This is a genomic window from Metasolibacillus sp. (assembly GCF_025291715.1).
GTDB classification, from domain to species: Bacteria; Bacillota; Bacilli; order Bacillales_A; family Planococcaceae; genus Metasolibacillus; species Metasolibacillus louembei.
This window is the reverse complement of the sequence record NZ_JAMBIZ010000019.1, coordinates 20,781-44,329: the sequence shown is the minus strand read 5'-3', so window position 1 is coordinate 44,329 and position 23,549 is coordinate 20,781. Positions and strand designations below refer to the sequence as shown.

Annotated in this window: 25 protein-coding genes and 1 pseudogene; 14 read left to right on the top strand and 12 right to left on the bottom strand. The window is 38.2% G+C overall.

The genetic code is table 11. The annotated features are described in order from the left end of the window. Nucleotide 1: 1 nt before the first annotated feature. The 6 genes from M3Z76_RS12590 to mnhG are packed head-to-tail and all read left to right on the top strand — an operon-like array spanning nucleotide 2 to nucleotide 3,360. Nucleotides 2-424: a Na(+)/H(+) antiporter subunit B gene (locus tag M3Z76_RS12590; RefSeq protein WP_293929138.1), complete on the top strand. Its 423-nt coding sequence runs from the start codon at nucleotides 2-4 to the stop codon at nucleotides 422-424. Further along, nucleotides 424-765, top strand: coding sequence for a Na(+)/H(+) antiporter subunit C (locus M3Z76_RS12585; protein ID WP_293929095.1), 342 nt, complete (start codon nucleotides 424-426; stop codon nucleotides 763-765). Before M3Z76_RS12590 ends, M3Z76_RS12585 begins: the two co-directional genes overlap by 1 nt. Beyond that, a complete protein-coding gene (locus tag M3Z76_RS12580) occupies nucleotides 758-2,248 on the top strand; it encodes a Na+/H+ antiporter subunit D (RefSeq protein ID WP_293929097.1) in 1,491 nt (496 codons plus the stop codon). Before M3Z76_RS12585 ends, M3Z76_RS12580 begins: the two co-directional genes overlap by 8 nt. Then, on the top strand, nucleotides 2,248-2,727 hold the full coding sequence (locus tag M3Z76_RS12575) for a Na+/H+ antiporter subunit E (RefSeq protein ID WP_293929099.1): 480 nt from the start codon (nucleotides 2,248-2,250) through the stop codon (nucleotides 2,725-2,727). Before M3Z76_RS12580 ends, M3Z76_RS12575 begins: the two co-directional genes overlap by 1 nt. Continuing rightward, on the top strand, nucleotides 2,724-3,005 hold the full coding sequence (locus M3Z76_RS12570) for a Na(+)/H(+) antiporter subunit F1 (protein ID WP_293929101.1): 282 nt from the start codon (nucleotides 2,724-2,726) through the stop codon (nucleotides 3,003-3,005). The genes M3Z76_RS12575 and M3Z76_RS12570 overlap by 4 nt, the downstream gene beginning before the upstream one ends. Continuing rightward, nucleotides 2,989-3,360 (top strand): monovalent cation/H(+) antiporter subunit G, encoded by a 372-nt coding sequence (gene mnhG, locus M3Z76_RS12565; protein WP_293929140.1) that lies wholly within the window; start codon nucleotides 2,989-2,991, stop codon nucleotides 3,358-3,360. The genes M3Z76_RS12570 and mnhG overlap by 17 nt, the downstream gene beginning before the upstream one ends. A 72-nt stretch (nucleotides 3,361-3,432) precedes the next feature. Here mnhG and M3Z76_RS12560 read toward each other — a convergent pair whose 3' ends face one another. Further along, nucleotides 3,433-3,600 (bottom strand): hypothetical protein, encoded by a 168-nt coding sequence (locus M3Z76_RS12560; RefSeq protein ID WP_293929103.1) that lies wholly within the window; start codon nucleotides 3,598-3,600, stop codon nucleotides 3,433-3,435. A gap of 307 nt (nucleotides 3,601-3,907) precedes the next feature. Continuing rightward, nucleotides 3,908-5,407, bottom strand: a complete 1,500-nt coding sequence (locus M3Z76_RS12555) for a leucyl aminopeptidase (protein WP_293929105.1) — start codon at nucleotides 5,405-5,407, stop codon at nucleotides 3,908-3,910. A gap of 161 nt (nucleotides 5,408-5,568) precedes the next feature. Here M3Z76_RS12555 and M3Z76_RS12550 point away from each other — a divergent pair, with 161 nt between their 5' ends. Then, nucleotides 5,569-6,042, top strand: coding sequence for a divergent PAP2 family protein (locus tag M3Z76_RS12550; protein WP_293929107.1), 474 nt, complete (start codon nucleotides 5,569-5,571; stop codon nucleotides 6,040-6,042). Between the two features lie 226 nt (nucleotides 6,043-6,268). On the opposite strand, the gene M3Z76_RS12545 is transcribed toward M3Z76_RS12550, so the two are convergent. The 7 genes from M3Z76_RS12545 to M3Z76_RS12515 form a co-directional block, all read right to left on the bottom strand. After that, nucleotides 6,269-6,592, bottom strand: a complete 324-nt coding sequence (locus tag M3Z76_RS12545; protein ID WP_293929109.1) for a YuiB family protein — start codon at nucleotides 6,590-6,592, stop codon at nucleotides 6,269-6,271. 125 nt (nucleotides 6,593-6,717) lie between these two features. Next, nucleotides 6,718-8,520 (bottom strand): carbon starvation CstA family protein, encoded by a 1,803-nt coding sequence (locus tag M3Z76_RS12540; RefSeq protein WP_293929111.1) that lies wholly within the window; start codon nucleotides 8,518-8,520, stop codon nucleotides 6,718-6,720. 124 nt (nucleotides 8,521-8,644) lie between these two features. Continuing rightward, nucleotides 8,645-9,376 (bottom strand): LytR/AlgR family response regulator transcription factor, encoded by a 732-nt coding sequence (locus M3Z76_RS12535; RefSeq protein WP_293929112.1) that lies wholly within the window; start codon nucleotides 9,374-9,376, stop codon nucleotides 8,645-8,647. A gap of 9 nt (nucleotides 9,377-9,385) precedes the next feature. After that, nucleotides 9,386-11,122: a sensor histidine kinase gene (locus tag M3Z76_RS12530; RefSeq protein WP_293929114.1), complete on the bottom strand. Its 1,737-nt coding sequence runs from the start codon at nucleotides 11,120-11,122 to the stop codon at nucleotides 9,386-9,388. After that, entirely contained in the window at nucleotides 11,119-11,625 is a 507-nt protein-coding gene (locus M3Z76_RS12525; protein ID WP_293929116.1) for an NUDIX domain-containing protein, read from the bottom strand. The genes M3Z76_RS12530 and M3Z76_RS12525 overlap by 4 nt, the downstream gene beginning before the upstream one ends. Nucleotides 11,626-11,779: 154 nt before the next feature. Beyond that, the gene (locus M3Z76_RS12520; RefSeq protein WP_293929118.1) at nucleotides 11,780-12,991 is read right to left on the bottom strand and encodes an NAD(P)/FAD-dependent oxidoreductase; all 1,212 of its coding nucleotides are present in this window, start codon (nucleotides 12,989-12,991) and stop codon (nucleotides 11,780-11,782) included. 187 nt (nucleotides 12,992-13,178) lie between these two features. Further along, entirely contained in the window at nucleotides 13,179-14,375 is a 1,197-nt protein-coding gene (locus M3Z76_RS12515) for an EAL-associated domain-containing protein (RefSeq protein WP_293929120.1), read from the bottom strand. A gap of 132 nt (nucleotides 14,376-14,507) precedes the next feature. On the opposite strand from M3Z76_RS12515, the gene M3Z76_RS12510 reads away from it, so the two are divergent. After that, nucleotides 14,508-14,888, top strand: coding sequence for a VOC family protein (locus M3Z76_RS12510; RefSeq protein ID WP_293929121.1), 381 nt, complete (start codon nucleotides 14,508-14,510; stop codon nucleotides 14,886-14,888). A 44-nt stretch (nucleotides 14,889-14,932) separates the two neighbouring features. Here the strand turns inward: M3Z76_RS12510 and M3Z76_RS12505 are convergent, their stop codons facing one another. Together M3Z76_RS12505 and M3Z76_RS12500 are read right to left on the bottom strand one after the other, a co-directional pair. Next, nucleotides 14,933-15,253, bottom strand: a complete 321-nt coding sequence (locus tag M3Z76_RS12505; protein WP_293929122.1) for an ArsR/SmtB family transcription factor — start codon at nucleotides 15,251-15,253, stop codon at nucleotides 14,933-14,935. After that, on the bottom strand, nucleotides 15,253-15,666 hold the full coding sequence (locus M3Z76_RS12500) for an SRPBCC family protein (protein ID WP_293929124.1): 414 nt from the start codon (nucleotides 15,664-15,666) through the stop codon (nucleotides 15,253-15,255). Before M3Z76_RS12500 ends, M3Z76_RS12505 begins: the two co-directional genes overlap by 1 nt. Before the next feature lie 142 nt (nucleotides 15,667-15,808). Between M3Z76_RS12500 and M3Z76_RS12495 the strand changes: the two genes are divergently transcribed. The 6 genes and pseudogenes from M3Z76_RS12495 to M3Z76_RS12470 all read left to right on the top strand — a co-directional run bounded on the left by M3Z76_RS12495 (nucleotide 15,809) and on the right by M3Z76_RS12470 (nucleotide 21,101). Further along, the gene (locus M3Z76_RS12495; protein WP_293929126.1) at nucleotides 15,809-16,279 is read left to right on the top strand and encodes a GNAT family N-acetyltransferase; all 471 of its coding nucleotides are present in this window, start codon (nucleotides 15,809-15,811) and stop codon (nucleotides 16,277-16,279) included. A gap of 116 nt (nucleotides 16,280-16,395) precedes the next feature. After that, nucleotides 16,396-17,313, top strand: a pseudogene (locus M3Z76_RS12490) (IS110 family RNA-guided transposase); the annotation flags it as partial. A 267-nt stretch (nucleotides 17,314-17,580) separates the two neighbouring features. Next, complete coding sequence (locus tag M3Z76_RS12485; protein ID WP_126992084.1) at nucleotides 17,581-17,919, top strand: winged helix-turn-helix transcriptional regulator; 339 nt, start codon at nucleotides 17,581-17,583, stop codon at nucleotides 17,917-17,919. A 220-nt stretch (nucleotides 17,920-18,139) separates the two neighbouring features. Then, nucleotides 18,140-19,144 (top strand): VanZ family protein, encoded by a 1,005-nt coding sequence (locus M3Z76_RS12480; RefSeq protein WP_293929132.1) that lies wholly within the window; start codon nucleotides 18,140-18,142, stop codon nucleotides 19,142-19,144. A 196-nt stretch (nucleotides 19,145-19,340) separates the two neighbouring features. Beyond that, nucleotides 19,341-20,696: a transposase gene (locus M3Z76_RS12475; protein ID WP_295656517.1), complete on the top strand. Its 1,356-nt coding sequence runs from the start codon at nucleotides 19,341-19,343 to the stop codon at nucleotides 20,694-20,696. A 159-nt stretch (nucleotides 20,697-20,855) separates the two neighbouring features. After that, nucleotides 20,856-21,101, top strand: coding sequence for a hypothetical protein (locus M3Z76_RS12470; RefSeq protein WP_293929591.1), 246 nt, complete (start codon nucleotides 20,856-20,858; stop codon nucleotides 21,099-21,101). Nucleotides 21,102-21,626: 525 nt separating this feature from the next. Here the strand turns inward: M3Z76_RS12470 and abc-f are convergent. Next, nucleotides 21,627-23,252, bottom strand: coding sequence for a ribosomal protection-like ABC-F family protein (abc-f, locus tag M3Z76_RS12465; RefSeq protein WP_293929592.1), 1,626 nt, complete (start codon nucleotides 23,250-23,252; stop codon nucleotides 21,627-21,629). Nucleotides 23,253-23,549: the final 297 nt, after the last annotated feature.

Genomic DNA, 23,549 nt, shown 5'->3' with positions numbered 1-23,549 from the left:
ATTGAAAACAAATGATTTGATTTTGCAGTTTACTGCGAAAATCGTCTTTTTCATTATTTTCTTCTTCTCCATTCATATTTTCTTTGCAGGACATTATACACCAGGCGGCGGCTTCGTCGGAGGGCTATTAACATCCAGCGCCATCGTCTTGCTGGTGATTGCCTTTGATTTAAAAACGGTGCGAACAATTTTGCCAATCAACTATATGTATATGACGGCATCAGGGCTCATTTTAGCTTTTGCGACTGCTGCTTATCCAATTTTTGATGGCAAGCCTTTTTTCACACATTATTTCGATTATTTCAATTTGCCGCTGTTTGGCAAAACGTCTTTGCATACAGCCGCACTATTTGATTTAGGCGTATTTTTGGTTGTTGTTGGTGTTACGATGACCATTATTCAAACGATTGGGGAGGATGAATAATGGAAATTATTATGGCTTTTGTTTGCGGTTTTTTGTTTATGGCTGCGATTTACTTAATTTTATCGCGTAGCTTATTACGCATTATTATTGGTACAGGCTTGTTAAGCCATGGTGCTCACTTATTAATTTTAACGATGGGCGGTCTTGGCGGTAGTGCCCCACCTGTATTAGCAGAAGGGGTTACTGATTTTGCAGATCCAATTCCACAAGCGCTTATTTTAACGGCGATTGTTATTGCCTTTGGTGTAACAGCCTTTATTTTAGTGCTTGCCTACCGCGCATATCAGGAATTAAAAACAGACGATACAACAGCGATGGAAGGAAGTGACACACATGATTAACTTCCTACTGTTCCCTATTTTAATTACGTTTTTCACTGGGATGGTCCTTATCTTTTTCCAGAAGAATGTCTATATACAGCGAGCGATTTCGCTTATTTCATTAGGAGCTGCAACGATTTGTGCCTTTTTCGTTATGCTGAAAGTACAGCGTGAAGGTATTCAATCGGTCACGTTTGGCAATTGGCCCGTACCTTATGGGATTACAATGGTAGCAGATGGTGTCTCTACATTGCTCGTTTTTACATCGTTATTGCTAACATTTTTCATTGTGTGGTATAGCTTCAGCTCCATTGGTAGAGCACGTGAGCATTTCTTTTACTATCCAGGTATTATGTTTATTTTGACAGGTGTCAATGGCGCCTTCACAACGGGTGATATTTTTAATATGTTCGTGTTTTTCGAGGTGCTATTAATGTCCTCTTATTTACTCATTGTACTGGGTGGCGAAAAAAAGCAGCTGCATCAATCAATTCAATACCTTTTAGTGAACATTATTTCTTCTGCCTTATTCGTCATTACAGTTGCTTATTTATACTCTGTCATCGGTACGCTGAGCATGGCGGATATTGCTGTTAAGATTGCAGAAATTGACCAACCAGGGATTATTACAACGATTGCTGTACTTTTTTTAATGGTGTTTGGCTTAAAGGCAGCTATTTTTCCGCTGTACTTTTGGTTACCTAGCTCTTATGCAGCACCGCCAATTCCTGTGTTAGCACTGTTCGGTGCACTGTTAACAAAGGTTGGTGTCTACGCCATTATGCGTACATATACGCTATTTTTCGTGCATGATATTGCCTTTACGCATCAATTGCTATTAATTTTCGCCGTATTAACAATAGTGGCAGGCTGCATTGGGGCTTTAGCACATTTCGATGTAAAACAAATTATTATTTATAATATTGTCATTGCAGTTGGTGTTATTTTATTCGGTGTAGCACAAATGAATTTTGCTGGTTTAGAGGGGGCTATGTTTTATTTAATACATGATATGTTAATTAAAGCGGCACTCTTTATGCTTGTGGGTATCATCATTTACATTACTGGTACAAGCGATTTGCGCAAAATGGGTGGGCTCATGAAAAAATATCCTTCATTAGGCTGGTTTTACTTAATCGCAGCATTTGGCTTAGCAGGTATTCCGCCTTTAAGCGGCTTTGTTGGGAAATTGTTAATTATACAAGGTGGCTTTGCAGCTGGCAACATATGGAGTAGCATTTTCATTTTAGCATCTAGCTTAATTGTTTTGCTCTCAGTTATTCGTATTTTCCTTTATGCCTTTTGGGGTGGGGAAGGTCAAACAGTACAAATCCAACCGAAAAAATATAAACAGCTCTACTATCCTAGCGTTATTTTAGTCATCCTTTCTATTGCTTACGGTGTTGGTGCTGAATGGGTAACACCATTTATGGATGGCGCTGCTCGTGTGTTAACAGACCCTTCTATTTATATTGAAGCGGTGATGAAAGGAGCGCAACCTTAATGGCATTTCAAATACTATTAAACTTTTCACTTGCCCTATTATGGATGTTCCTTGGTAATAACTTTACAGCTAGCGGCTTTATTATCGGCTATTTACTTGGTCTAGCAGCTGTTCTACTAATGCGTCGCTTTTTCAACGGGCGACTGTATATTGGACGTATTTGGGCTTTTATAAAATTGACATTCTTATTTTTCAAGGAGCTCGTCTTAGCCAATGTGGCGGTATTACGTGTTGTATTGAAGCCCAAGCTGGATATGCAGCCTGCATTTTTCAAATATGATACGACATTAACACAGGAGTGGGAAATTACGCTGTTATCTAGCTTAATTACATTAACGCCGGGTACTGTTGTTGTCCATGTGTCTGATGATGCAAAAAGCTTATATATACATGCAATTGATGCAAAGGATGTGGATGAAACGATTGATTCCATTCGCAACTCCTTTGAAAAAGCGATTTTGGAGGTGAGTCGTACATGACCTATTTTATTTGGGGGGCAATTGTCCTTGTTATGCTATCAATGATTTTAGTTATTTACCGTCTCATTAAAGGACCAAACCCTTCTGATCGTGTCGTTGCGCTAGACTCAATTGGCGTTTCTCTTATTGCATTAATCGGAATGTTTTCGATTATGGTAGATACAAGCTTTTATTTAGAAATCATTTTATTGCTCGCTATTTTATCATTTATTGGTACAGTAGCCTTTTCGAAATTTATTGAGAAAGGAGACATTATTGAACGTGACAGTTCTCGCTAATATTTTAATTGTTCTCTTTATCTCGATAGGTGTTATTTTTATTGCAGTAGCTGCAATCGGTTTATTGCGCTTACCTGATTTATATACGCGAGCACATGCAGCTTCTAAAAGTGCAACATTAGGTGTTATGAGCGTGTTAATCGGTGTTTTCCTACATTTTTGGCTGATTGAAAACCACTTCAATCCACGCATATTGCTAGGGATTTTGTTTATTTTTATGACAGGTCCTGTAGGCGGTCATATTATGAGCCGCTCATCCTACATCGCAGGCGTTAAACCTTGGTCTGGTACTGTACGTGATGATTTAAAGCCTGAAATTGAACGGATGAAAAAAGAACAAAATGTACAAGATTAAAAAAGAAAAGAGTAAGAAATCGTTGGCTGATTTCTTGCTCTTTTCTTTTATGAGGAACTCATAATTTTCGCCCTAACGATATGGCCCATAAAATCCACGGCGATATGGTGGATATGGATACGGTCGATATGGCGGATATGGTGGATAATACGGATAACGTTGCGGATAAACTTGATTTCCTAAAAAACCTCCAAGAAAGCCTCCTAAAAAGGGTGCACCAAATGTAAACCATGGAAACATAAAAAATCTCCTCCTTTGCTTTACTATATGACAAAAGCTTAGGAATTGGTGACAAAGGAGCTAATTGAAAATTTATTTTCAGTTAGCTCCTTTGCGACGAGTAATCGCAGGAGCACAATTCTTCGAAAATGACTTTTCAAATCTTCAGTTGCGACGAGGATGGTGGTGGCTTGCTACAACCACCGCAGGAGCAATTCACTTTAAGCTAAGCACCTCTACACAACCATCGCATAAAAAATCGATTTACACCAAATTGCTTAGTATAAATCGATTTTATGCTTATATAGCCTTTAATGTGGCAAGAAATTTACTCTTCCTCTGCTAATTGCTCAATAAAGCTTGCTAAAGTACGAACCATGACACCTGTGCCACCTTTTGGTCCAAGATCATATGCTGCACTCGCATCAGATGTTCCTGCAATATCTAAATGAATCCATGGTGTCTCTTCCGCAAACTCACCGATAAAACCTCCACCAAAAATCATGTGTCCATCGCGGCCTGGCGAGTTGTTCAAATCTGCAAACTCAGAGTTACGAATGCGCTTTTTATCATTTTCTGTTAACGGTAAGCGCCATACAAATTCATTTGTATCTACAGTTGCCTCCATAAAGCTTTCGAAAAATGGCTCATTATTCGTTAATGCACCTGTTTTATCATTACCTAATGCGACAATGACACCGCCCGTTAATGTTGCAACATCAATTAAGTAGCTTGCTCCTTGCTGCTTTGCATATGTTACCGCATCCGCTAACACAAGGCGTCCTTCTGCATCTGTATTGAATACTTCCACAGTTTTGCCGCTTAATGTTGTAATCACATCATCTGGCTTTAAGGCCTCGCCAGAAACCATATTGTCTGTTGAGCCGATAACAGCCATGACGTTTTTATTCGGACGTGTTTCCCCAATAATTTTCATTGCACCTAAAACAGCTGCTGCGCCACCCATATCGCCTTTCATGCCAATCATACCTTCACGAGGCTTTAATGAGTAACCACCTGTATCGTACGTTACACCCTTTCCTACAAAGCTCACAACATCTTCCCATTGCTCTGTCGCCTTGTATTTCAATGTAATCATACGCGGCTCCTGCACAGACCCTTTATTGACACTTAAAATAGCGCCCATTCCTAGTTCTTCCATTTGTGCTTTATTTAAAATTTCTACTTCAAAGCCATACTGTTTTCCAAGCTCTTCCGCATAATTTGCTAAATCAGTCGCTGTTAATAAGTTTGGTGGTGTATTGACAAGCGTACGCGCCTCGTTTGTTGCCTCTGCATAAATATGCCCTACCTCATAATTTGCAGCAACTGTCTCAGCAGAGCTAGAGGCTACAAACTGAACCTCTTCTAAATAAGTATCGGGCTCATTTGATGTCGTTTTGTAGTGCTTCACTTTATAGAAGCCTAAGCCAATCCCTTCACCAGCTAAAAATGCCGCCTCTTCCTCTGTTACTTGTTCAGTTACAAATGATTCAAGCCAAATTGTATACGCTGTCTTTTTTGAAGCCTTTAGTTGCTTTCCTACTAAGCCAAATGCATTGCGTAATACTTCTGCTGTTAATTTCTTGCCTTCCCCTAACCCAACAAATAAAATTTGCTTTACTGCTTTACCTGCAATTGGCAGCTTTGTCATTACTTTTGCCTCAGAAGAAATTTCCCCGCTATGTAGCCAATCATTAATATGCTCACCAAAGGCTGCTGGCAATGCAGACCAATTGTTCATTTGCTCGCGATGCTTTTGCACACCAACGATTAATACATCTGTTGCCACTTGCTCTAATGTTGTTAATTGTTTTGCAATATTCATTCCATACATCCTCCAATTGTTTAATCACTCTATTATACAATATCATAATTATTCGAATAACGAAATAATTGCTTTTCATCGTAGACCTTTAGTTGTTGACATTCACAAATATGATATACTTTTCTTATAGTAATTACACAATTGGAAAGGTACGGTGAACAATGGAGCTTTTACAAAACACCCCGCTGTTAATTGGGATTTTTGCTATTTTACTTGCCCAATTTTTAAAAGTCCCAATTTATTTTCTTGCCACAAAAAAAGTTGATTGGCACTTGCTCACATCAACTGGCGGGATGCCAAGTTCGCATTCTGCTGCCGTAGCAAGTATCGCCACCGCTGTTGGTTTTGAAACAGGCTTCGATTCACCGATTTTCGCTGTTGCAGCAATGCTTGCCGGTATCGTGATGTATGATGCAAGTCATGTGCGCTTTCAGGCAGGACAGCATGCCGCAGCTTTAAATGAAATCCGCCACGATTTACAGCATTTCTTCCGTGAAATTAAACGTTGGCCTGAATTAAATGAAGAGCAAAAAATTGAGGATTTAAAAACATTGCTTGGACATAAAAAAAGCGAGGTCACAATCGGTGCGCTATCTGGTATTATTTTAAGCATCATTGTTTATCAATTTCTGTAAAGTAACGTCGGGATTTTGAATTGTGCGTGCACAATTCAAAATCCCTGACATCCGCCGGAGTCTTGGGCCAACACGATGTTGGTCACGCAGTCGTTGCCATCGGACGTGGCGTCTTTAGACTGCGTTCCTCTTTTTCAGTAGGGAGTTTGGGACTCCCTCTGATTCTATTACTTTTCTGGCATTCATCCCGCCACTTATGGAAGTGGGGAATTTCTGCTGATTCAAGTTAAAACATTCGATAGCCATTTTTACGCAATAAAATCATCACAATGCCCGCAATAATCGCCCCAGCAAAGCCGCCCGATAAAATAATAATATCTGCTGGCTGTAGAGCAATAAGTTTATCTAGCAATGCAGGGAAGGCTGTTCCCGGCTTGAAAATATAATCCAAAAAGCTGACTTCATCAACGATAAAAATAACGATAATTGGATAGATGATCGCCATTAACCATGTCATACGCAGCAGCATATTTAATAAAAAACCAATGCCGAAAAACATAACTAAAAACAATAATGTTGAAATAATTACTTCTGGAATGGAAACTGTCATTATGTAAACCTCCGATATACTCTCCATCAAGTTTACATGATTCAGGAAAAGCTTTCAATGTTAAGTCCTTATACGGCAACAAGCCATGCCAAAATGAAAAGCATTTTGACACAGCTTGTTCAAGATTATATAGCATCCACAGCTTTACCTTTTATGAAGCGTGGACTATTCCATAAGTCCTTCCATTTACGTGCTGCAGTCACAACAATGATGAATCCTAACACAACCATAATAATCGATAAAACACCATTTAATATACTGTAACCACCTGCCGCTGAATTCCAATAGACATTTTTAACCATCCAATAGGCAGCGACATTTACCGTAACATACAAATATGCAAGTGGTATGATACATGTTAAAACATAAATACGCTTGTCAGCCATTTTCAAAATAATCGTTGCACCACATACTAAGCCGATGGATGCCATTAGCTGATTCGATACACCGAATAATGCCCAAACAGAGCTAATATCTCCTGAGTATAACAAGTAACCCCACATGAAGCAGGCAAGTGCTGAGGCAAAAATGTTACCTGGAAGCCAGTCGGTTCTCTTTAATGGCTTATATGCCTCACCTACGAAATCCTGAATTAAATAACGAGCAACACGCGTTCCTGCATCAATCGCCGTTAAAATAAATACCGCTTCAAACATAATAACAAATTGATAGAAATAAGATGTTAAGTCAGCAAACCATTTCACACCTGTGAAAATGTACGTCATACCGACTGCTAATGTAACGGCTCCACCTGTACGTCCTTCTAAGTCCATTCCAATTTGCTGTGAAAGCGCCGCCAAATTGACCGTATCCATTCCAAGCGTTGCAAATACTGCTGGTGCAGAGTTAATTGCGAAATAATCTCCCGGATGTAAAGCGGTTGCTGCAATTAATGCCATAATACCAACCAAGCATTCTACTAACATAGCACCGAAGCCAACGACACGAATATCTTCCCATCGATCAAGCATTTTTGGTGTAGTGCCTGAGCCAACGAAAGCATGGAAGCCTGAAATAGCACCACAGGCGATTGTAATTGAAACAAATGGCCATACAGGACCTGCGACAACGGGACCTCCCCCACCTAAGAAATCCGGAATGATGGCAGGAAATTGAATGGCTGGGTTGACAATAAACACACCGATAATTAATGCAATAAATACGCCAATTTTCATAAAGCTGCTTAAATAATCACGCGGTGCAAGCAATAGCCAAACAGGCAATGCCGCTGCAAAGAAGGCATAAATCGGTAAAATAAGTGCTAAAGTTTGACGTTCTAATGTTAATAAATCACCAAGCCAAGTACCTTGAATACTTGGTCCTATAAAAACACCAATCATTAATAAAATAAAGCCGACTGTAGATGTAATAAGTAAATTTCCTGTTTTTTTATAGGCGATTCCTACAAGCATTGCAATAGGTACTGTAATCGCTACAGCAAATGTCCCCCAAGGGTTTCTTTCTAGTGCCCCTAATACAACCATCGATAAACCAGCCATTGTAATCGTAATAATAAACAGCATCGCAAGCCCTGTACAAAATCCAGCGACAGGTCCAAGCTCCTCTTTCATTACTTCAGAAAGTGATTTACCACCGCGACGCATCGAAGCAAATAATACAACTGCATCATGTACAGCTCCACCAATTACTGCCCCAATTAGTAGCCATAAAAGACCTGGTAAATAACCAAACTGTGCTGCTAATACAGGACCAACTAACGGACCCGCCGCAGCAATCGCCGCAAAATGATGCCCAAACGCCACCCATTTGTTGGTGGGTACATAATCTTGCCCATCATTTAATTTATGTGCTGGTGTAGGTTCATTGTCATTAATCTTCAATACTTTCTTTGTAAAAAAATAACCATAAAGACGATACGAGATTACTAAAATACAGATTGCCCCTATAACGATTGAAATTGCATTCATACTGAACTTCATCCCCCTTTACTCTTTTTACAAGCGTAGCAAAAAGATAAGAAAATTGGATAAAATCACATTAAAATGTCTGAATAATCTGTTAAAGCGTCAAAATCTGCTGTTAAAATGCATGCTACATTTCAAATATTTTTCGAATCTCCTTCACATACATACGGCTGACAGGCACAACATGCCCTCCTTGCAAAATGACATTGTATTTGGAGGTTCCCCATGATTCAAGCTCCTGTAAATGCTCTAAATTGATTAAAAATGCACGATGGACGCGTATAAAATTGGGACTCAGCTTTTTTTCTAATGTTGTTAGCGATTCTGTGCTATTGTAGCATTTACTTTCTGTAATGACCTTTGTTTTACTTTCCTCTGATGTGAAATACAGCACGTCCTGTAATTTAATTAAGGCAACTCGATCCTCATTTGAAACAGCAATTTTCCCCATCTGCTTAATTTTTTCCTTCACTGCGGGCTCCTTGCGCTCACTTTTCTTGGTCATTGTCATTAATTTAAGAACAGTTTGCTCAATTCGTTGTTGTTCAAAAGGCTTTAAAATATAATCGAAGGCATTCATATTAAAAGCTTCGATTGCATAATCATCATAGGCAGTCGCAAAAACGATTAAAGGTCTTTCCTCTCGCTGCAATAGCGCCTTCGCTAACTCTATACCATTTTTATCAGAAAGCTCTATATCTAAAAATAAACAATCAATTTCTTCAATTAAATTATTCTCCAGCACTTGCTGTAAATCTTCAGATTCTCCCATTATTTCAATTTCCGAAAATTGCGATAATAAATATTTTAATTCATCACGCGCTAAAGGTTCGTCATCAATAATGAATATTTTATACATTTTTATCACCTAATCATCTATCGGAACAATTACTTTCACCGCTGTTCCTTTATTTTCTTTACTTTTAAACTCTACTTTGCCACGATAATTATAAATTTCTTTTAAACGCTCTGATATATTCCATAGTGCAGTCCCTGTGCCATTCGGTGAATCTATCACTTGATTGCCTAATAAAATTAACTTTGTTCGCTCAATACCACAGCCATTATCAGCTACAATAATTTCAAGCGTATCTCGATTTTTTCGCGCTGTAATGCTGATTTGACCACTTTTCAGCTTTTTAAAGCCATGATGTATCGAATTTTCAACAAGTGGTTGTAATGTAAAAGGTGGCACAGGTACTTTTAATAAGCGTTCATCAATATTAAATTGCACGGCATATTTATTTGGAAAGCGTGCTTGCTCAATCGCTAAATAGGCTTCAATATGCTCTATTTCCTTTTCCAGTGGAATACGCATTTGACGTGCCCCCTGCATATTGCTTCTGAAAAAAGAAGCGAGCTGTAACAGTAAATGACGTGCCTGCTCTTGGTCTGTGCGAATTAAACTTGATATTGCATTTATGCTATTAAAGAAAAAATGAGGATGAATTTGTGCCTGTAATGCTTTAATCTCTGCATCTCTTAACAATTTCCGCTGCTTCTCTACCTCCGCATATTCAAGCTGCGTAGAAAATAATTTGCTTAACCCTTCAGCCAATTCCTCCTCTACTGCCGTAATATGAGCACCATCTGTAAAATACATTTTTAACGTTCCAACTGTTTGCTGATGCACTTGTAACGGTAGAACGAGTGCCGCCTGCAATTTACAACCTTGATAAGGGCAATTAATTTCACTTTTTTTCGTTGCCTTAATAATTTTGCCATGCTTTAGCACATCATATGTTAATTTTGTCATAATTTTTTGATTTTTCAGGTGGTGATCTGCCCCTTCACCAACATGCGCTAAAATACCATATTGATCCGTAATTGCTACAGCTACTACGCCCGTCGCCTCTTTAATAATTTCAGCAGCTTGATAGCAGGACTCTTCATTTAAGCCTTGTCTAAAGTGGATAACCGTTTTTTGTGCGATTTGAAATGCTTCATGTGTTTGTGTTGCTTTTGTACGTCGTTCCTCAGCAATCGACGTTTTAATAATAAGACAAAATAAAAAAATACCGAACGCATTCATAAAAATCATAGGCATTGCAATAATTTGCACTAAATTCAATGCCATATCAAAAGGGCGAGCAATGAGCAAAATAACAAGCATTTGCAAGCATTCTGCTAATATCCCAATCCCCATAGCATGACGATAGGAAAAGGTTTTTTCAACGTGGAGCTTACGCCCTAAAAAACCTGTAATAATCCCCGCTAAAATAGTTGAAATACCGCAGGCAACCGCCGTATAGCCTCCAAGCAAAATACGATGAATGCCTGCGATTAAGCCTGCTCCAATTCCTACTGCTGGCCCGCCAAAAATACCCGCAATGGCGACACCTACAAGCCTCGTATTGGCAATTGCAGCAGTTTCTTCAACTTGTACACTCATAATCTTTGCACTTATATCTCCATCATCAATGCGGATACCTAAATAGTTGCTAATGACACCTAAAAGTCCAAAGACAAAAATAAGGATTAGTTTTGATAAAGTATTTTGCTCCCGATATAATCTGCTTTGAAACGGTTGCCATTTCGAAATTAAAAATGCAAAAATCACAATAATGCCAATACGCTCCAGCATATAAACAGATAGTTCAATCATTGCTTATTCCCATGCTGATTGAAAAATAAATGATATGTCGTATAACCAAATACTTTTCCTGGATCAATGTCTGTCCATAAATCTAACTGATGTTGTTGTACATGATATGCGGACATTTCAGCGAGCATTACAGACGATTTTGCATCCTTTGCCAACTTATCAGGCGCAATCCAGAAGGCAGCGAGAATCTCATCCTCTTGTATTTGAATATGCTCCGTTAGTGCTTTGCCATAAAAAATAGCCATATTATCACTTATATCCTCACGAATAACCCCTGTTCGGAAGCCAATAAGCCCTTGTATTGTACAATCAATACCCGTCTCCTCCTTCACCTCACGCTTTGCCGCCATATCTGCTGTTTCAGCCTGCTGCACAAAGCCTGCCGGTAAAGACCAGCGCCCCTTTAATCCACCGTATGTTTTTTCAACTACAAGCCATTCGCCAGCATGATTTTCAATCACTGCCGCAACGCCTAGCCATACTTTCCCACGATCTTTTTTCATCTATATATCCCCCTTCTCTATGTATTATTATAAGCTTGCTCCTTCCAGTAAGAAAGAGTTTAGACAGCCACTATCGCTTCAACAACATAGCAAAAAGTGTCCGAAAAGTGGTTTCATGTACCACCTTTTCGGACACTGCTTTACGTTATATGAATTAAATGAATTTAAATTTACCTTTTTTCACCGTTAAGCCTACGCCACCTACTAAGTATAATGCACGGTTATCTACGATTTTTTTCAATGCAGAAGCTTTTTTACCTGCCATTTTGCGTCCAATTGCATCCGCAATTGCATCATCATGACCTAAAGAACATACAGCGCCTTTGTCATCGTAAACAAACTCCTCTGTATCTTCATCAGCCATTAAGTGCTTGATGTTTTTCGCAATTGTTACCGCTTGCTGCATCGCGATTTGTGCTGTTGGTGGGTATGGACGACCTGCTTCTTCATTTAATAGGAATGCACAGTCACCTACTACGAACACATCATCGAAGCCTGGTGCACGCATATCTTTACGCACTGCGATACGAGCACGATTTGATTCGATGCCAGATGTTTCGACAAGCTTGTTACCGCGAACACCAGCAGCCCAAATCACTGTACCGGCTTTTACGAACTCAAACTCATCTTCGCCTTTTTTAATTTTTACGCCTTCTTCTGTTGCTTCTACAACAGGTGTACCGATAGAGAACTCAACACCTTTTTTCGCTAATTGTGTTTTTGCATACTCTACTAGTTCTGGATCAAAGCCTGGTAACACCATTGGCGCTGCCTCAACACATAATATGCGCACTTTTTCTTGTGGAATATCAAACTCTTTGCAAAGCTCTGGTACACGGTTGCCAAGCTCACCTAAAAGCTCAATACCTGTAAAGCCTGCACCACCAACAACGATTGTTAGCTTGCTGTCATCTTTAACTTCATCTAATGACCATGAAGCGAATTGATATTCGATATGCTCACGAATTTGACGTGCTGCGTTTAAGTTAGCTAATGATAAAGCATATTTATCTAAGCCCGGAATGCCGAAAGTTTCACCTTCGAAGCCTAAGCCTAAAACTAAATAATCATACGTCATTTCGCCAGCTGTTGTTTGTACTTTGCGCTCATTTACGTCAATGCCTTCTACAGAAGCTTGTACAAAACGAACATTGTTATTAATTACTTTTGCAATTGGATAACGTGCAGCGTCTGGTGCAATTGTACCAGCCCCTACTTCATGTAACCAAGTTGTTTCATAGTGATAATCATTTTTGTTCACTAAAATAATTTCTGCTTGCTCACCACTAAGCATTTTTTGTAAATTAACAGTTGTTGTTAATCCACCATAGCCCGCGCCTAATACTAAAATTGTCGGTCTCTTCACTGAAATCAAAACCCCTTTAATTGTATTATACTAGCGCAAGGCAAATAAAAAAGAAGTACGATATACTTCACTAATACTTACGCTAGGTCGACATATTTTCGACAAAAATCTCTCCCTACTATATTAGCCCTTTTATTCAGCAATTTCAACACCTTAAAAGGAAAGTATTATAAGTTCAAAAATTCGATTAACTTACAATGTTATTCTCATATAAATAGTCATACGTGATGTCGACGAATAGGAATTCGTTTTTAGGTAATGCCATTGAATAAGTTCTCGTTAACTCTGCCGTTTCAATATCGCTGTATATTTCGGAAAATTTATTTTGCCCATCGTGCCGCATTTTAATTAAATTTTGTAAAAAATATGGTCGCCAGCTCCAATTTTTATGAATTGCTTCTTTTTGAATATGCCAATTTCCTTCTATTAACATAATATTCGGCGTTGTTTGGAACCCTTCCCCATCGCAAATATATAAACGAAAAATATAAGGGCGCAGCTTTTCCGCTAACTTTAATAAGCTATCGATATTGGCACTCGTTGGCTCTACTTGCTCCACCGCTAAAACGATTTTTCTTTCTAATGTTTTCATTGCCTCATACTTTTTCTCTAACAGCTTCTTTTCAGTTAAAATAAATTGCTGACATTCATCATGGAAGCGCGATTTCAATGTATCACGTGCAATAAAATCTTTCAAAGGCTTATCTAAATAGGCTCCTTTATAATAACGTGCACCGCTTTTCCAGCCATGTTGCAATTGGTACGCTGCATCTATATCGCTTACTAATAAGGATGCACCAATTTTTAAAGCTAATGTACGAAGCGTTGAAAAAACATGGTTTTGTGTACTCCAGTGATTGTAATTTAATTGCTCTACTTTCATTTTTAACACGTAAGGCTCTAGCAAAAGGATATGGTTCAAATTGCTGTGTGGACCAATATCATCAAGCGCCACCTTAATGCCATATGTTTTCATATATTTCACGACATGATGTAATTGCTCTATATTTCCGCTAAAATGATGCTCACTAATTACTAGCACAATATGCGATAATAAATGCTCTGGCAGCATTTCCTTTAATAAAGCGAAATAACTTTCACCAAAATCAAGCATCAACAAATTGGGGTTACAAGGTATATATAAATCAACATCTTGGATATTTTGCCCTACCTTTTGTAGAGACGCTCGAATCACAAGCTGTTCAACTTCTGCACGAATTTCTTCTGGTACTTCCTCACTTTTAGAAAATGTTTTTAAATTGACATTGTCATCTAATTGCCCTAGCACCTCATATGCGGCAACACTATGCTCATCTGCACTATAAATTGGCTCAAACAATATTTCAATTTGATCAAGTTTATCTAAAACATTTAACACATCCATTGCTAAGCCTCCCTATTCCATCTCTACACTAATCATAATCCATCTTGCTTTTTTGTTCAAAGGTCTGCTACAAATTTCAATTAGTAGTCATTTGCGGTACAATGAATGTAATTGATGAGAAGGAGGAATTCGATGATTCACCAAATTGGACAAATTATGCTTTATGTAGACAATCAGGATGCAGCGGTAAAGTTCTGGACAGAAAAAATCGGCTTTGTTGTTATACAGGACGAGGAAAGTCATGGTATGCGAATAATTGAAATTGCACCTTCAAAAGATGTACAAACCTCTTTTATCCTTCATAATAAAGCGGTCATTGCTAAAATGCAGCCTGAGTTAAACTTGGGTACACCTTCCATCATGTTTTATGCAACAAATGTGGAAGCTTTGTATGAGGAATTTAAAGAAAAAGGAATTACAGTTGGCGATTTAGTAACTATTCCATCAGGGAGATTATTTAACTTCGCGGATGAGGAAAGCAATTATTTTGCGTTAATTGAAAAAGAACTGTGATTTATGTAATCGGATGTGCGAATTCAAAAAGAGCCTTGAGAATTTCAAGGCTCCTCCACTAAACGCTGTAGCTGTGACAATTTATTATCCCAAAATAGCTCAAAATATTGCAACCAATCTTCAACTTCCTTCAAGCCTTCTACATGAAGCGTATAAATTTTTTCGCGTCCTTTTTTCTCAGTAGCGACGAGACAGGCTTGCTCCAGCACGGTTAAATGCTTGACAACCGCTGTGCGACTCATCGGAAATTGCGCAGAAATAGCGGCAATTGGCTGATCTCCTTTTGTTAATAGCTGTAAAATATCGCGTCTCGTCGAATCAGCAATCGCTTGGAATACATCGTATTTTTCGGCAGGCTGTGCCATTACGCCTCCACTACCTCTTTTAATTTTTTACCAACAATCGCTGTCCAGCCACCATCCATATTTTGACGCACCGCTTCAACAGACATGTTAGCTTTCGGAATAATATGCCCCTCTTCCTTCCAACCGCCATGCGTTAATATAAACTCTGTTTGTTCGTCCATTTCCTTTAACTCAAATGTCACATACCAGCCATCCTCATCCCAAGCAAAACGCAGGAAATGTGGTGCTTCTATTTTTTCAACTACACATGGCGAAGGTCCAAATGGTGATTGAATTGTAAAGTGATGCCCTTCAATCGCCTGAAAATCATTTGGCATAAACCATGCGCCAATTCCTTCTGCCGTTGATACGATGCTCCAAACCTTCGTAATCGGTGCATTTAATAATACCGTTTTAATAATATCGTTTGTCATTGTTTTAATTCCCCCTATTAAAAGTATAACCAAAAGGTGTTACAAATATATAACACCTTTTGGTTATATGTCAACAATAAAGTTATTCCATTTATTAGTACAGGATGCTATAGTTGATAAAAAAATTATTGGAGGGAATTTTATGGTGACAATTTGTAGCGCTACATTAGAGGATTATCAAGCAATCAATACCCTTGTAAAAGAAGGGCATGACGAACATGTCGCAGAGGTTCCAACTGTTTTTAAACGTGTAGCATCTGTTATGCCAGAAGCTTATTACAAGGAATTACTTGAAAGTTCAAATAGCATGGTTTTTATTGCTAAAAATAAAGAAGTTGTCATTGGCTTTGCTGTCATTAGCATTGAATCCGCCCCACCTTTTGATTCCTTAGTTCAGCGTCAATATGCGTATATCCATGATTTTGGTGTCAAAAAGAATGTGCAAAAACAAGGGGTTGGGAAATTATTATTTACAGCTTGTGTCACTTGGGCACAAACTATGAATGTCACATCTATAGAGCTCAATGTTTGGGAATTCAATACAAATGCTATTGATTTTTACAAGCATTTAGGTATGGAGAGCATAAGTCGTAAGATGGCTATTCAAATTTAAAAATCCATTGCTTCCACATAAAAATAGCGTCTGAAAATATCAGACGCCGCTTTTTTCATTATTTCTTATCTACTACAACATGCTCAAATTTCGTGCCTGAAGGATTCACTTCAAATGCTTTACCGAAGAACGACAAAGTAGACGCCTGGGTTATTGCGGATCATCTACGCTTTGGACGATTGCCACATGAAATGCAAGAAACCTTAATTTACGATGCATTACGTCGTTTAACACGCACGTGCTTCCATTTAGTTCATGAAATTGCGCGTAATAAAACATACATGTTAAATCAACTGTACTTAAAATTTAGCGGCTTACGCCAGGACAATCCGTTCTCAGACACATTCGGTGCGACAAGTATCGCCGTCATTGAAGAGCTGGATCCTGGCATTATTGCTGATATACCTTTAGAAGAGCTGGTGGAATTCCTCCAAGAAAAAGGCAGAAATCGTTTCGCAGAGCCTGAAGAGATTGCGAAATATCTCAAGCAGCTTGCACGCAATTCGTACAGATTAGATAAAGTGATGGCAGACCCTGTCAACCTCTCTTTATCCGTTATTTTAAGTACGATTCAACACATGGAAAGCCAAGTAAAGCGTTTAGATAAAGAAATTGAACGCATGATGAAGGGCATTCCACAAACATTAACTTCGGTAAAAGGCATCGGTCCCGTGTACGCAGCGGGCTTAATCGCAGAGATTGGTGATATTCATCGATTTGATGATCACCACGCTTTAGCGAAATACGCAGGTTTAGTATGGACACAATATCAATCAGGCGAATATGAGTCTGAAAACACCAGCCGCATGCGAACCGGCAATAAGTATTTACGCTACTATCTTGTGCAAGCATCAGACGCCATACGAAAACATGACACCGAATATAAAGCCTTTTATCAAAAGAAATACCATGAAGTAACCAAGCATCAACACAAACGTGCTCTCGTCTTAACCGCTAGAAAACTTGTGCGACTCGTGCATTCGCTACTACGCACGAAACAGTTGTACACACCCAAAGAAGAAAGGAGAGAATAACGAACGATTTCTCACTTTTCTTTAGTTGATTCAAAACTTCCATTTTTTAACTAATTATAGTTAAAAAACGTGAGGTTTATTTAAGTGCGCCTAAAATGGATGATTCAGTCGCTACAGTGCTGAAGAATTTCCAATTTTACTGTTTTTAATGGTTGACATTACACCACTGTGCTTTACTTGAGAATAGGTTAAATATAAAATAGTCATAAATAAAAAAATAGTACGCACTTTTTTGATAGGTACTATTAGAAAGGATAGTGTAAAAAGATGGGGATGTCTGACTATGTAGAGAAGGGCAACGTTCGAGAGACACCTTTTGGCTATACATTATCAATTATTGGTGGTAAGTGGAAAATGCTAATTATTTATATTTTGGCAGAAAACGAAACAGTCCGCTTTAATGAATTGCAAAGAAAATTGGGGACCATTACCTTCAAAATATTAAGTTCACAGCTTAAAGAGTTGGAAGCAGACGGCATGATTGTACGAAAAGAATATCCGCAAGTCCCACCTAAAGTAGAGTACAGTCTTACACAAAAAGCACAATCCCTATTACCGGCTTTGGAACAGTTATGTGAATGGGGTTTAAAAAATCAAAAAAATTAGTTAATCTTTTTATACGTTTCATCATATAGATTTTAAAATTGAGAAAGAATTTCATTACTAGAAATTCTTTCTCTTATTTACTGTTAAGTATCATGCCAACGATTTTTTATGCAAGGCAAGGAATCCATAAGGTTTGCTGGAGAGTGGAAGACCTATTGAAACTTCATACTTAAAATGGTAAGATGCAATCTTTTACATCAAAGAAAAGAAAGGACATTTTATGAAACAAGTAAATTTACGTAAAATCACAATTGTGCTGTTAACATTATATACAGCTTTGATCCTCTATTTCTTATATCTAGGTTTTAATAGAGGTCTACTGGGGACAGACTCTAGCTTACGATACAATCTAATACCTGAAGGAATCCCATTGCATTATCCAATAGGAAAAGGCTTTCAAATCTGGGTTTTTGAGTACGGGAATTTTTTAGCGTTTATCCCTTTTGGCGTGATTATTCCACTCCTGTTTCGTTGTAGTTTTAAACGCTTTATCGTCGTTTTTATAGTATCAATAACAATTCTTGAAACGATTCAAATGCTTACACATTTAGGAGCTTTTGATATAAATGATATTATTATAAATTCATTGGGTGCTGCAGTAGGGTTTGCAGCACAGCGAATCGTCACTCATAACCGAGATAATCTAAAAGGAGTTATCAAAATCGTATTACTTTCCATGGTGCTTGCCCTTGGAACAATAATAATTGTTGGCGGTATTAATCAATATTTAGAAAAAGGCGAAGGGAAAATTATTGCCCTGAATGACCTGGTACAAGAAGATGAGTCTATCCAATGGGATGAAAACTTGTCCACTTTTACAATTGGCCAAAACGAAGTAGCCCCACAACTAAATTTAATTGATAGAGAGCATACAAAAACCAATGAATTCGTGTACCTATTAGATAGCAAATATAAATATATGACAGGTTATGTTGCAATACCTGACGATGTTTTGAACGCTACAAGCACAAAGAGTATTGAAATAGAGTTCATCAGCGATGGAGAAGTAATTTATTCGGTAGGGTTAACCACTACAAGGGGAAAAAATGGCATAGAGTCGTTTGAAGTCCCTCTTAATGAAGTGAATAATTTAACAATAAAAATAAATAGTGACAGTGCAGATTCAATAACTCATGCCGTAATATGGGACATGACACTTACAGAAGAGAACGTTGGTCAAAAGGTTATTAACAGTATAAAAGAAAAGATAAAATCACTATTCTAAAAAAATCTCATCATATAAAAAAATAGACTTGATTCCAGAGAATTAGGAATTGAGCCTTTAATTGTGGCGGTGACCATTTATGTATGAACCGCTGCTAATTTATCTTCTGCGCTCATTTTCCCCATAGAATGAGGCACCTCCCCAAATTCGATATAATGGTAGTGACTAAACAACCCACCGAAAGGAATGATGCCTCATGACTATTATAAAACAAATTAGTCTTTTTGACATCCAAGAATTATTTGATATGGAAAGCTCGCACCGATTTGATGCGATTTTCTCTACTTTCGATGTACAACCAATCTTTCATCTCTTTTCAAAAAAGACATTGCGTGGTGCTCCACGTGAATGTAACTATGGTGCGATGATTCAATCACTCATCATTCGGATTATAGAACGCATTCCAACAGTAAAGGACTTAGTAAAACGTTTAGTCAACGACCCTTTATTCCGTCTGGATTGCGGTTTTCTTATTTCAGATTCTGTTCCATCCGAAGCATCCTATTCACGAATGATTCGCGTGATTAGTGAGTCCGATATAATGGACACGATGCAAGATGAACTCATTCAAACAGCCTTTATTGAAGGATTTTTATGTGATGAACACCTTGGTTTCGACGCGACACATTTCGAATCACGCGATGCCTCAAAACCTTCTGAAAAAAAAGAACCTGTAGCCCCGAAAAAACGGGGTCGTAAAACGAAAGAAGAACACGCTGCCTGGTTAGCTGAACAAGCCGAAATCGAAGCGAATCAAACCACTTATGAAAAGAAGTTGGAGGCGCAATTAACGATTTCAGCAGAAACACTTTGGCAAGACATTCCGATAGCACCTGACTGGGGCATCAAGAAAAATAGTGATGGTAAAAATACGTTCTGGTACGGCTTTAAAGGCCATTTAGCCGTTTCAACAAAAAGCCAATATATTGTTGCTCGCTTGATGTCTTCAGGGAATTTACATGACAGTAAAGCCGTTATTCCATTACTTAAAAGGGTAGCAAACTTGATTCCCAATCATTTTACAACGGCTATTTTTGATGCCGGTTATGACTATGAACCGATTTATCGCCAAGCACTTCATCAAACAATGCGTGCTGTTATTCCATATAACGTCCGTCGAGAAGGAGACATGATTGGCTTTGATCAACACTTTCGACCAACGTGTGTGCGTGAACACAGCTACTGTTACGACAGCTTTGACGAAAAGTACCAAACACTTAAGTTCACTCGTCCAAAAGAATGTGCAACGTGTCCGTTACGAGAAGATTCACTTTGTCAAAAGATCTTCAAAATCAAGTGTGAAACTAATATTCGAAAGTACACATATCCAGCACGAGGCTCCGAATTGTGGAAAAAACTCTACAAAGAACGTACGGCAGTGGAACGTGTAAATGCTTATTTAAAACAATTCTTTCAATTAAACAACATTCGTCACAGAACTGGTAAAAAGGCTAAGTTCCATTTCAATCTGGTGACGTTTATTTATAACGCCTGCAAATTAGTAGTTGATCGTATCAACACACAATTACAAGGAAAACAGACAGCTGCATAATTTTTTAAAAACGTAAGTTTTAACAGAGGAGCAGTTTAAGCTCTTGAAAAAATCGATTTATGAAATTGACTCAGCTATAATAGTAATTAAGAAAAAATGAAACATATTATATCTTTTTAAATGTAGAGTAAATTAAATTTTCTAGATGGGGGCTAAAAGATGACACTTAGATGGAAGATAGAAGATACTATATTTGATAGTTTATACGAAGCAGATGTATGGGCTGATTCAATAGGAAATGAAATGTATGCAAGACTGTATGATGGTTATGACACACCAGATTATAAGGTAGCTTATTCTTTAGCTTTTAGACTTGCTGGGATGAAAGGCTTCAGAGTTTTTACGAAAACTATGAGGGATAATGATAATAATAGGAGATATAAAGTTTGGGTAGAATATTCTTAAAACTGAAAATAATTTAAAATCTAAAAACGTATACTTTTGTTAAATAATCGGCTGCCTTTTTGAAGGGCAGTTTTTTTAAAATGTAAGAAAGAGGAGAACGTGAAGGCTGTCAATCGTAATTCATGGGAGCAGAATGAAGTGAACATTTAGTTCTGAATTAATTAATTCACTTCTGTCACCTTTATCAATTGTTAAATTAGAAGATTAAGACCGCAATAAATGTTTTCATTAATAGTTTAATCATGAATAGCTTGATGTAATTAGTACCTATAGTGATTATCGTATTATCAGCATGATTTATTTTTTCAAAGATATCGAAAAGAATTGAAAAGTAAAATTTTGTCTTATTATAATGATAGATTAATTGTTATAGAAGAGTTGTAAAAAGAAGTTGATGAATTATCCATGTTAAATTTATTTATAATTATCTTCTGTTATATAAAGAGATTTAGTTTACTGAAGGGTGAATTGTTGCCAAGGTGTAGTTAAAGAAAAAACAGAGACGCCTAATTAGGCTCTCTGTCTTTATTTAATTTTCAACGCATTAATTTCCTTCGTCAGCTCATTAAAACGTTGATCTAATTTCATATATTGTTCAGAGCCAAGCTGTGCAAGGCTTAGCTTCCCTAAGACAGCCTGCCGCTCTGTTTCTAATGCTAATAATGCTGCGCTATTGTCCTGCTGAATTTCCTGCTGTACGATATGCTTTTTTAACCTGCTCTCTTCAATGATAAGCTGCTCATCCGTGATTTGCTGTAAAAAATATTGGTCATGTGACACCGCTAAAATCGTTCCTGTAAATTGCTGCAATGTTGCTTCTAGCTGCTCGCGTGATTCCATATCTAAATGATTTGTTGGCTCATCTAGCAGCAGCACATCTTTATTTTGCAAAATAAATTGCATCAGCTTTAGCTTGACGCGTTCGCCCATGCTCATCGTATCAATTGGGTTTTCCCAATGCACCGCCGTGAAGCCAAGCTGCTTCATTAAATGCTGAACAACGCTTCTGTCCTCAAAGGTAGCACGATGGAACATTTGCGCAGGTGTTTGCATTAACGGCAAATCGAAGACATTTTGCGATAAATAGCCGATGGATGCGGTCGGTGAGAGCCACAGCTTGCCGTCATAGGCTTCCTTCCCCATCACCATCTGTAAAAAAGTCGTTTTGCCCACACCATTTGGACCGATAAGCGCCACTTTTTCACCATGCATAATTGTGAAATGCTGTGCTTTAAATAACAGCTTGTTCCCAATACGCTTTTCAATGCCTGTCGCCTCTAAAAAGCGCTTGCCTCGCTTCGCTGTTGCATGAATTTCGAATTGCACCTCATACGGCTTTGCTACCTGCTCTACTTTTGCCGTCTTTAGCTCCTGCTCTAGGCGTTTTCTTTTTGATTTAATTTGAGAGTCCGTACGCTTCGCCTTCACACGGTGATATTCTTTAAAGCCTTCCTGTTTTGTTGACTGCGCATGCGCTTTATTTGACCAGCTTGTTAAATTTGTTAGCTGCCCCTCAATGCGCTCGATTTTCTTTTGCTGCTGCTCATAGGCGTGCTGCTGTGCCTTTCGTTCATCGGCACGGACTTTTTTATAATGCGTGTAGTTGCCGTGATATGCACGTATTTCTTTATTTTCAATCGCCCAAATTTTTGTCGCAACCTTATCTAAAAACGCTCGGTCATGCGACGCAACGACAATCGTTCCTTTATATGCTTTCATTTGCTCGATTAATAGCTGAATGCTTGCATCATCTAAATGGTTTGTTGGCTCATCTAATAAAAGTAAGTCCTTTGCCTTTGAAAATCCCGCTGCAAGGCGCAGCTTCAGCTTTTCACCGCCACTTAATGTCGCATAGTCATTGTCAGGTACATGCCATTTCGCTAAAAGCTCAGCATTGGCGTATGACGTTTCATCATACGTTTCCTGCTCTTGCTGAATGTAGAGCGGTGTTATATGACGCTGCCATTGCACAGTGCCTGTACTTGGCTCCATATCACCATTAAGCAAATGCAGAAGAGTTGATTTGCCTGCACCATTTTTGCCAACGATGCCAACAACATCACCTTCTGTTAACGATAATCGCACGTTTTGCAATAAAACAACTTGCTCGAATTCAAGTGTCACATCATGTATTTTTAATAGTTCTATCATAAAAATGCCCCCTTAAGCTTTAGGAGAACAAAAAAATCCTCCCGTAATGGAAGGATTAGTCGGCAACAAATAAGCTTTTCCGCATAGGCAGAAAAACAATCATTTATGGAAAATGGGCAGACTAATCCTGTTTTTTTCATGCTGAATGATTCATCATGTGTAAAAAATCAGGTTAGTTTAACATCGGCCACCCATCTTCCTTTCCGTTTCGAATTGCCAATAGTATAGCATAATATAGCAAGCATTGCATGCTTTTTTTATGCTGTTTTTTAGAATATTTATCCTTTATTCTATTAT

Bases quoted from the DNA above. Each gene is read 5' to 3' on its own strand.
- M3Z76_RS12585 (WP_293929095.1), top strand. From the start codon at position 424: ATGGAAATTATTATGGCTTTTGTTTGCGGTTTTTTGTTTATGGCTGCG.
- M3Z76_RS12580 (WP_293929097.1), top strand. From the start codon at position 758: ATGATTAACTTCCTACTGTTCCCTATTTTAATTACGTTTTTCACTGGG.
- M3Z76_RS12575 (WP_293929099.1), top strand. From the start codon at position 2,248: ATGGCATTTCAAATACTATTAAACTTTTCACTTGCCCTATTATGGATG.
- M3Z76_RS12570 (WP_293929101.1), top strand. From the start codon at position 2,724: ATGACCTATTTTATTTGGGGGGCAATTGTCCTTGTTATGCTATCAATG.
- M3Z76_RS12560 (WP_293929103.1), bottom strand. From the start codon at position 3,600: ATGTTTCCATGGTTTACATTTGGTGCACCCTTTTTAGGAGGCTTTCTT.
- M3Z76_RS12555 (WP_293929105.1), bottom strand. From the start codon at position 5,407: ATGAATATTGCAAAACAATTAACAACATTAGAGCAAGTGGCAACAGAT.
- M3Z76_RS12550 (WP_293929107.1), top strand. From the start codon at position 5,569: ATGGAGCTTTTACAAAACACCCCGCTGTTAATTGGGATTTTTGCTATT.
- M3Z76_RS12545 (WP_293929109.1), bottom strand. From the start codon at position 6,592: ATGACAGTTTCCATTCCAGAAGTAATTATTTCAACATTATTGTTTTTA.
- M3Z76_RS12540 (WP_293929111.1), bottom strand. From the start codon at position 8,520: ATGAATGCAATTTCAATCGTTATAGGGGCAATCTGTATTTTAGTAATC.
- M3Z76_RS12535 (WP_293929112.1), bottom strand. From the start codon at position 9,376: ATGTATAAAATATTCATTATTGATGACGAACCTTTAGCGCGTGATGAA.
- M3Z76_RS12530 (WP_293929114.1), bottom strand. From the start codon at position 11,122: ATGATTGAACTATCTGTTTATATGCTGGAGCGTATTGGCATTATTGTG.
- M3Z76_RS12525 (WP_293929116.1), bottom strand. From the start codon at position 11,625: ATGAAAAAAGATCGTGGGAAAGTATGGCTAGGCGTTGCGGCAGTGATT.
- M3Z76_RS12515 (WP_293929120.1), bottom strand. From the start codon at position 14,375: ATGGATGTGTTAAATGTTTTAGATAAACTTGATCAAATTGAAATATTG.
- M3Z76_RS12510 (WP_293929121.1), top strand. From the start codon at position 14,508: ATGATTCACCAAATTGGACAAATTATGCTTTATGTAGACAATCAGGAT.
- M3Z76_RS12505 (WP_293929122.1), bottom strand. From the start codon at position 15,253: ATGGCACAGCCTGCCGAAAAATACGATGTATTCCAAGCGATTGCTGAT.
- M3Z76_RS12500 (WP_293929124.1), bottom strand. From the start codon at position 15,666: ATGACAAACGATATTATTAAAACGGTATTATTAAATGCACCGATTACG.
- M3Z76_RS12495 (WP_293929126.1), top strand. From the start codon at position 15,809: ATGGTGACAATTTGTAGCGCTACATTAGAGGATTATCAAGCAATCAAT.
- M3Z76_RS12485 (WP_126992084.1), top strand. From the start codon at position 17,581: ATGGGGATGTCTGACTATGTAGAGAAGGGCAACGTTCGAGAGACACCT.
- M3Z76_RS12480 (WP_293929132.1), top strand. From the start codon at position 18,140: ATGAAACAAGTAAATTTACGTAAAATCACAATTGTGCTGTTAACATTA.
- M3Z76_RS12475 (WP_295656517.1), top strand. From the start codon at position 19,341: ATGACTATTATAAAACAAATTAGTCTTTTTGACATCCAAGAATTATTT.
- M3Z76_RS12470 (WP_293929591.1), top strand. From the start codon at position 20,856: ATGACACTTAGATGGAAGATAGAAGATACTATATTTGATAGTTTATAC.
- abc-f (WP_293929592.1), bottom strand. From the start codon at position 23,252: ATGATAGAACTATTAAAAATACATGATGTGACACTTGAATTCGAGCAA.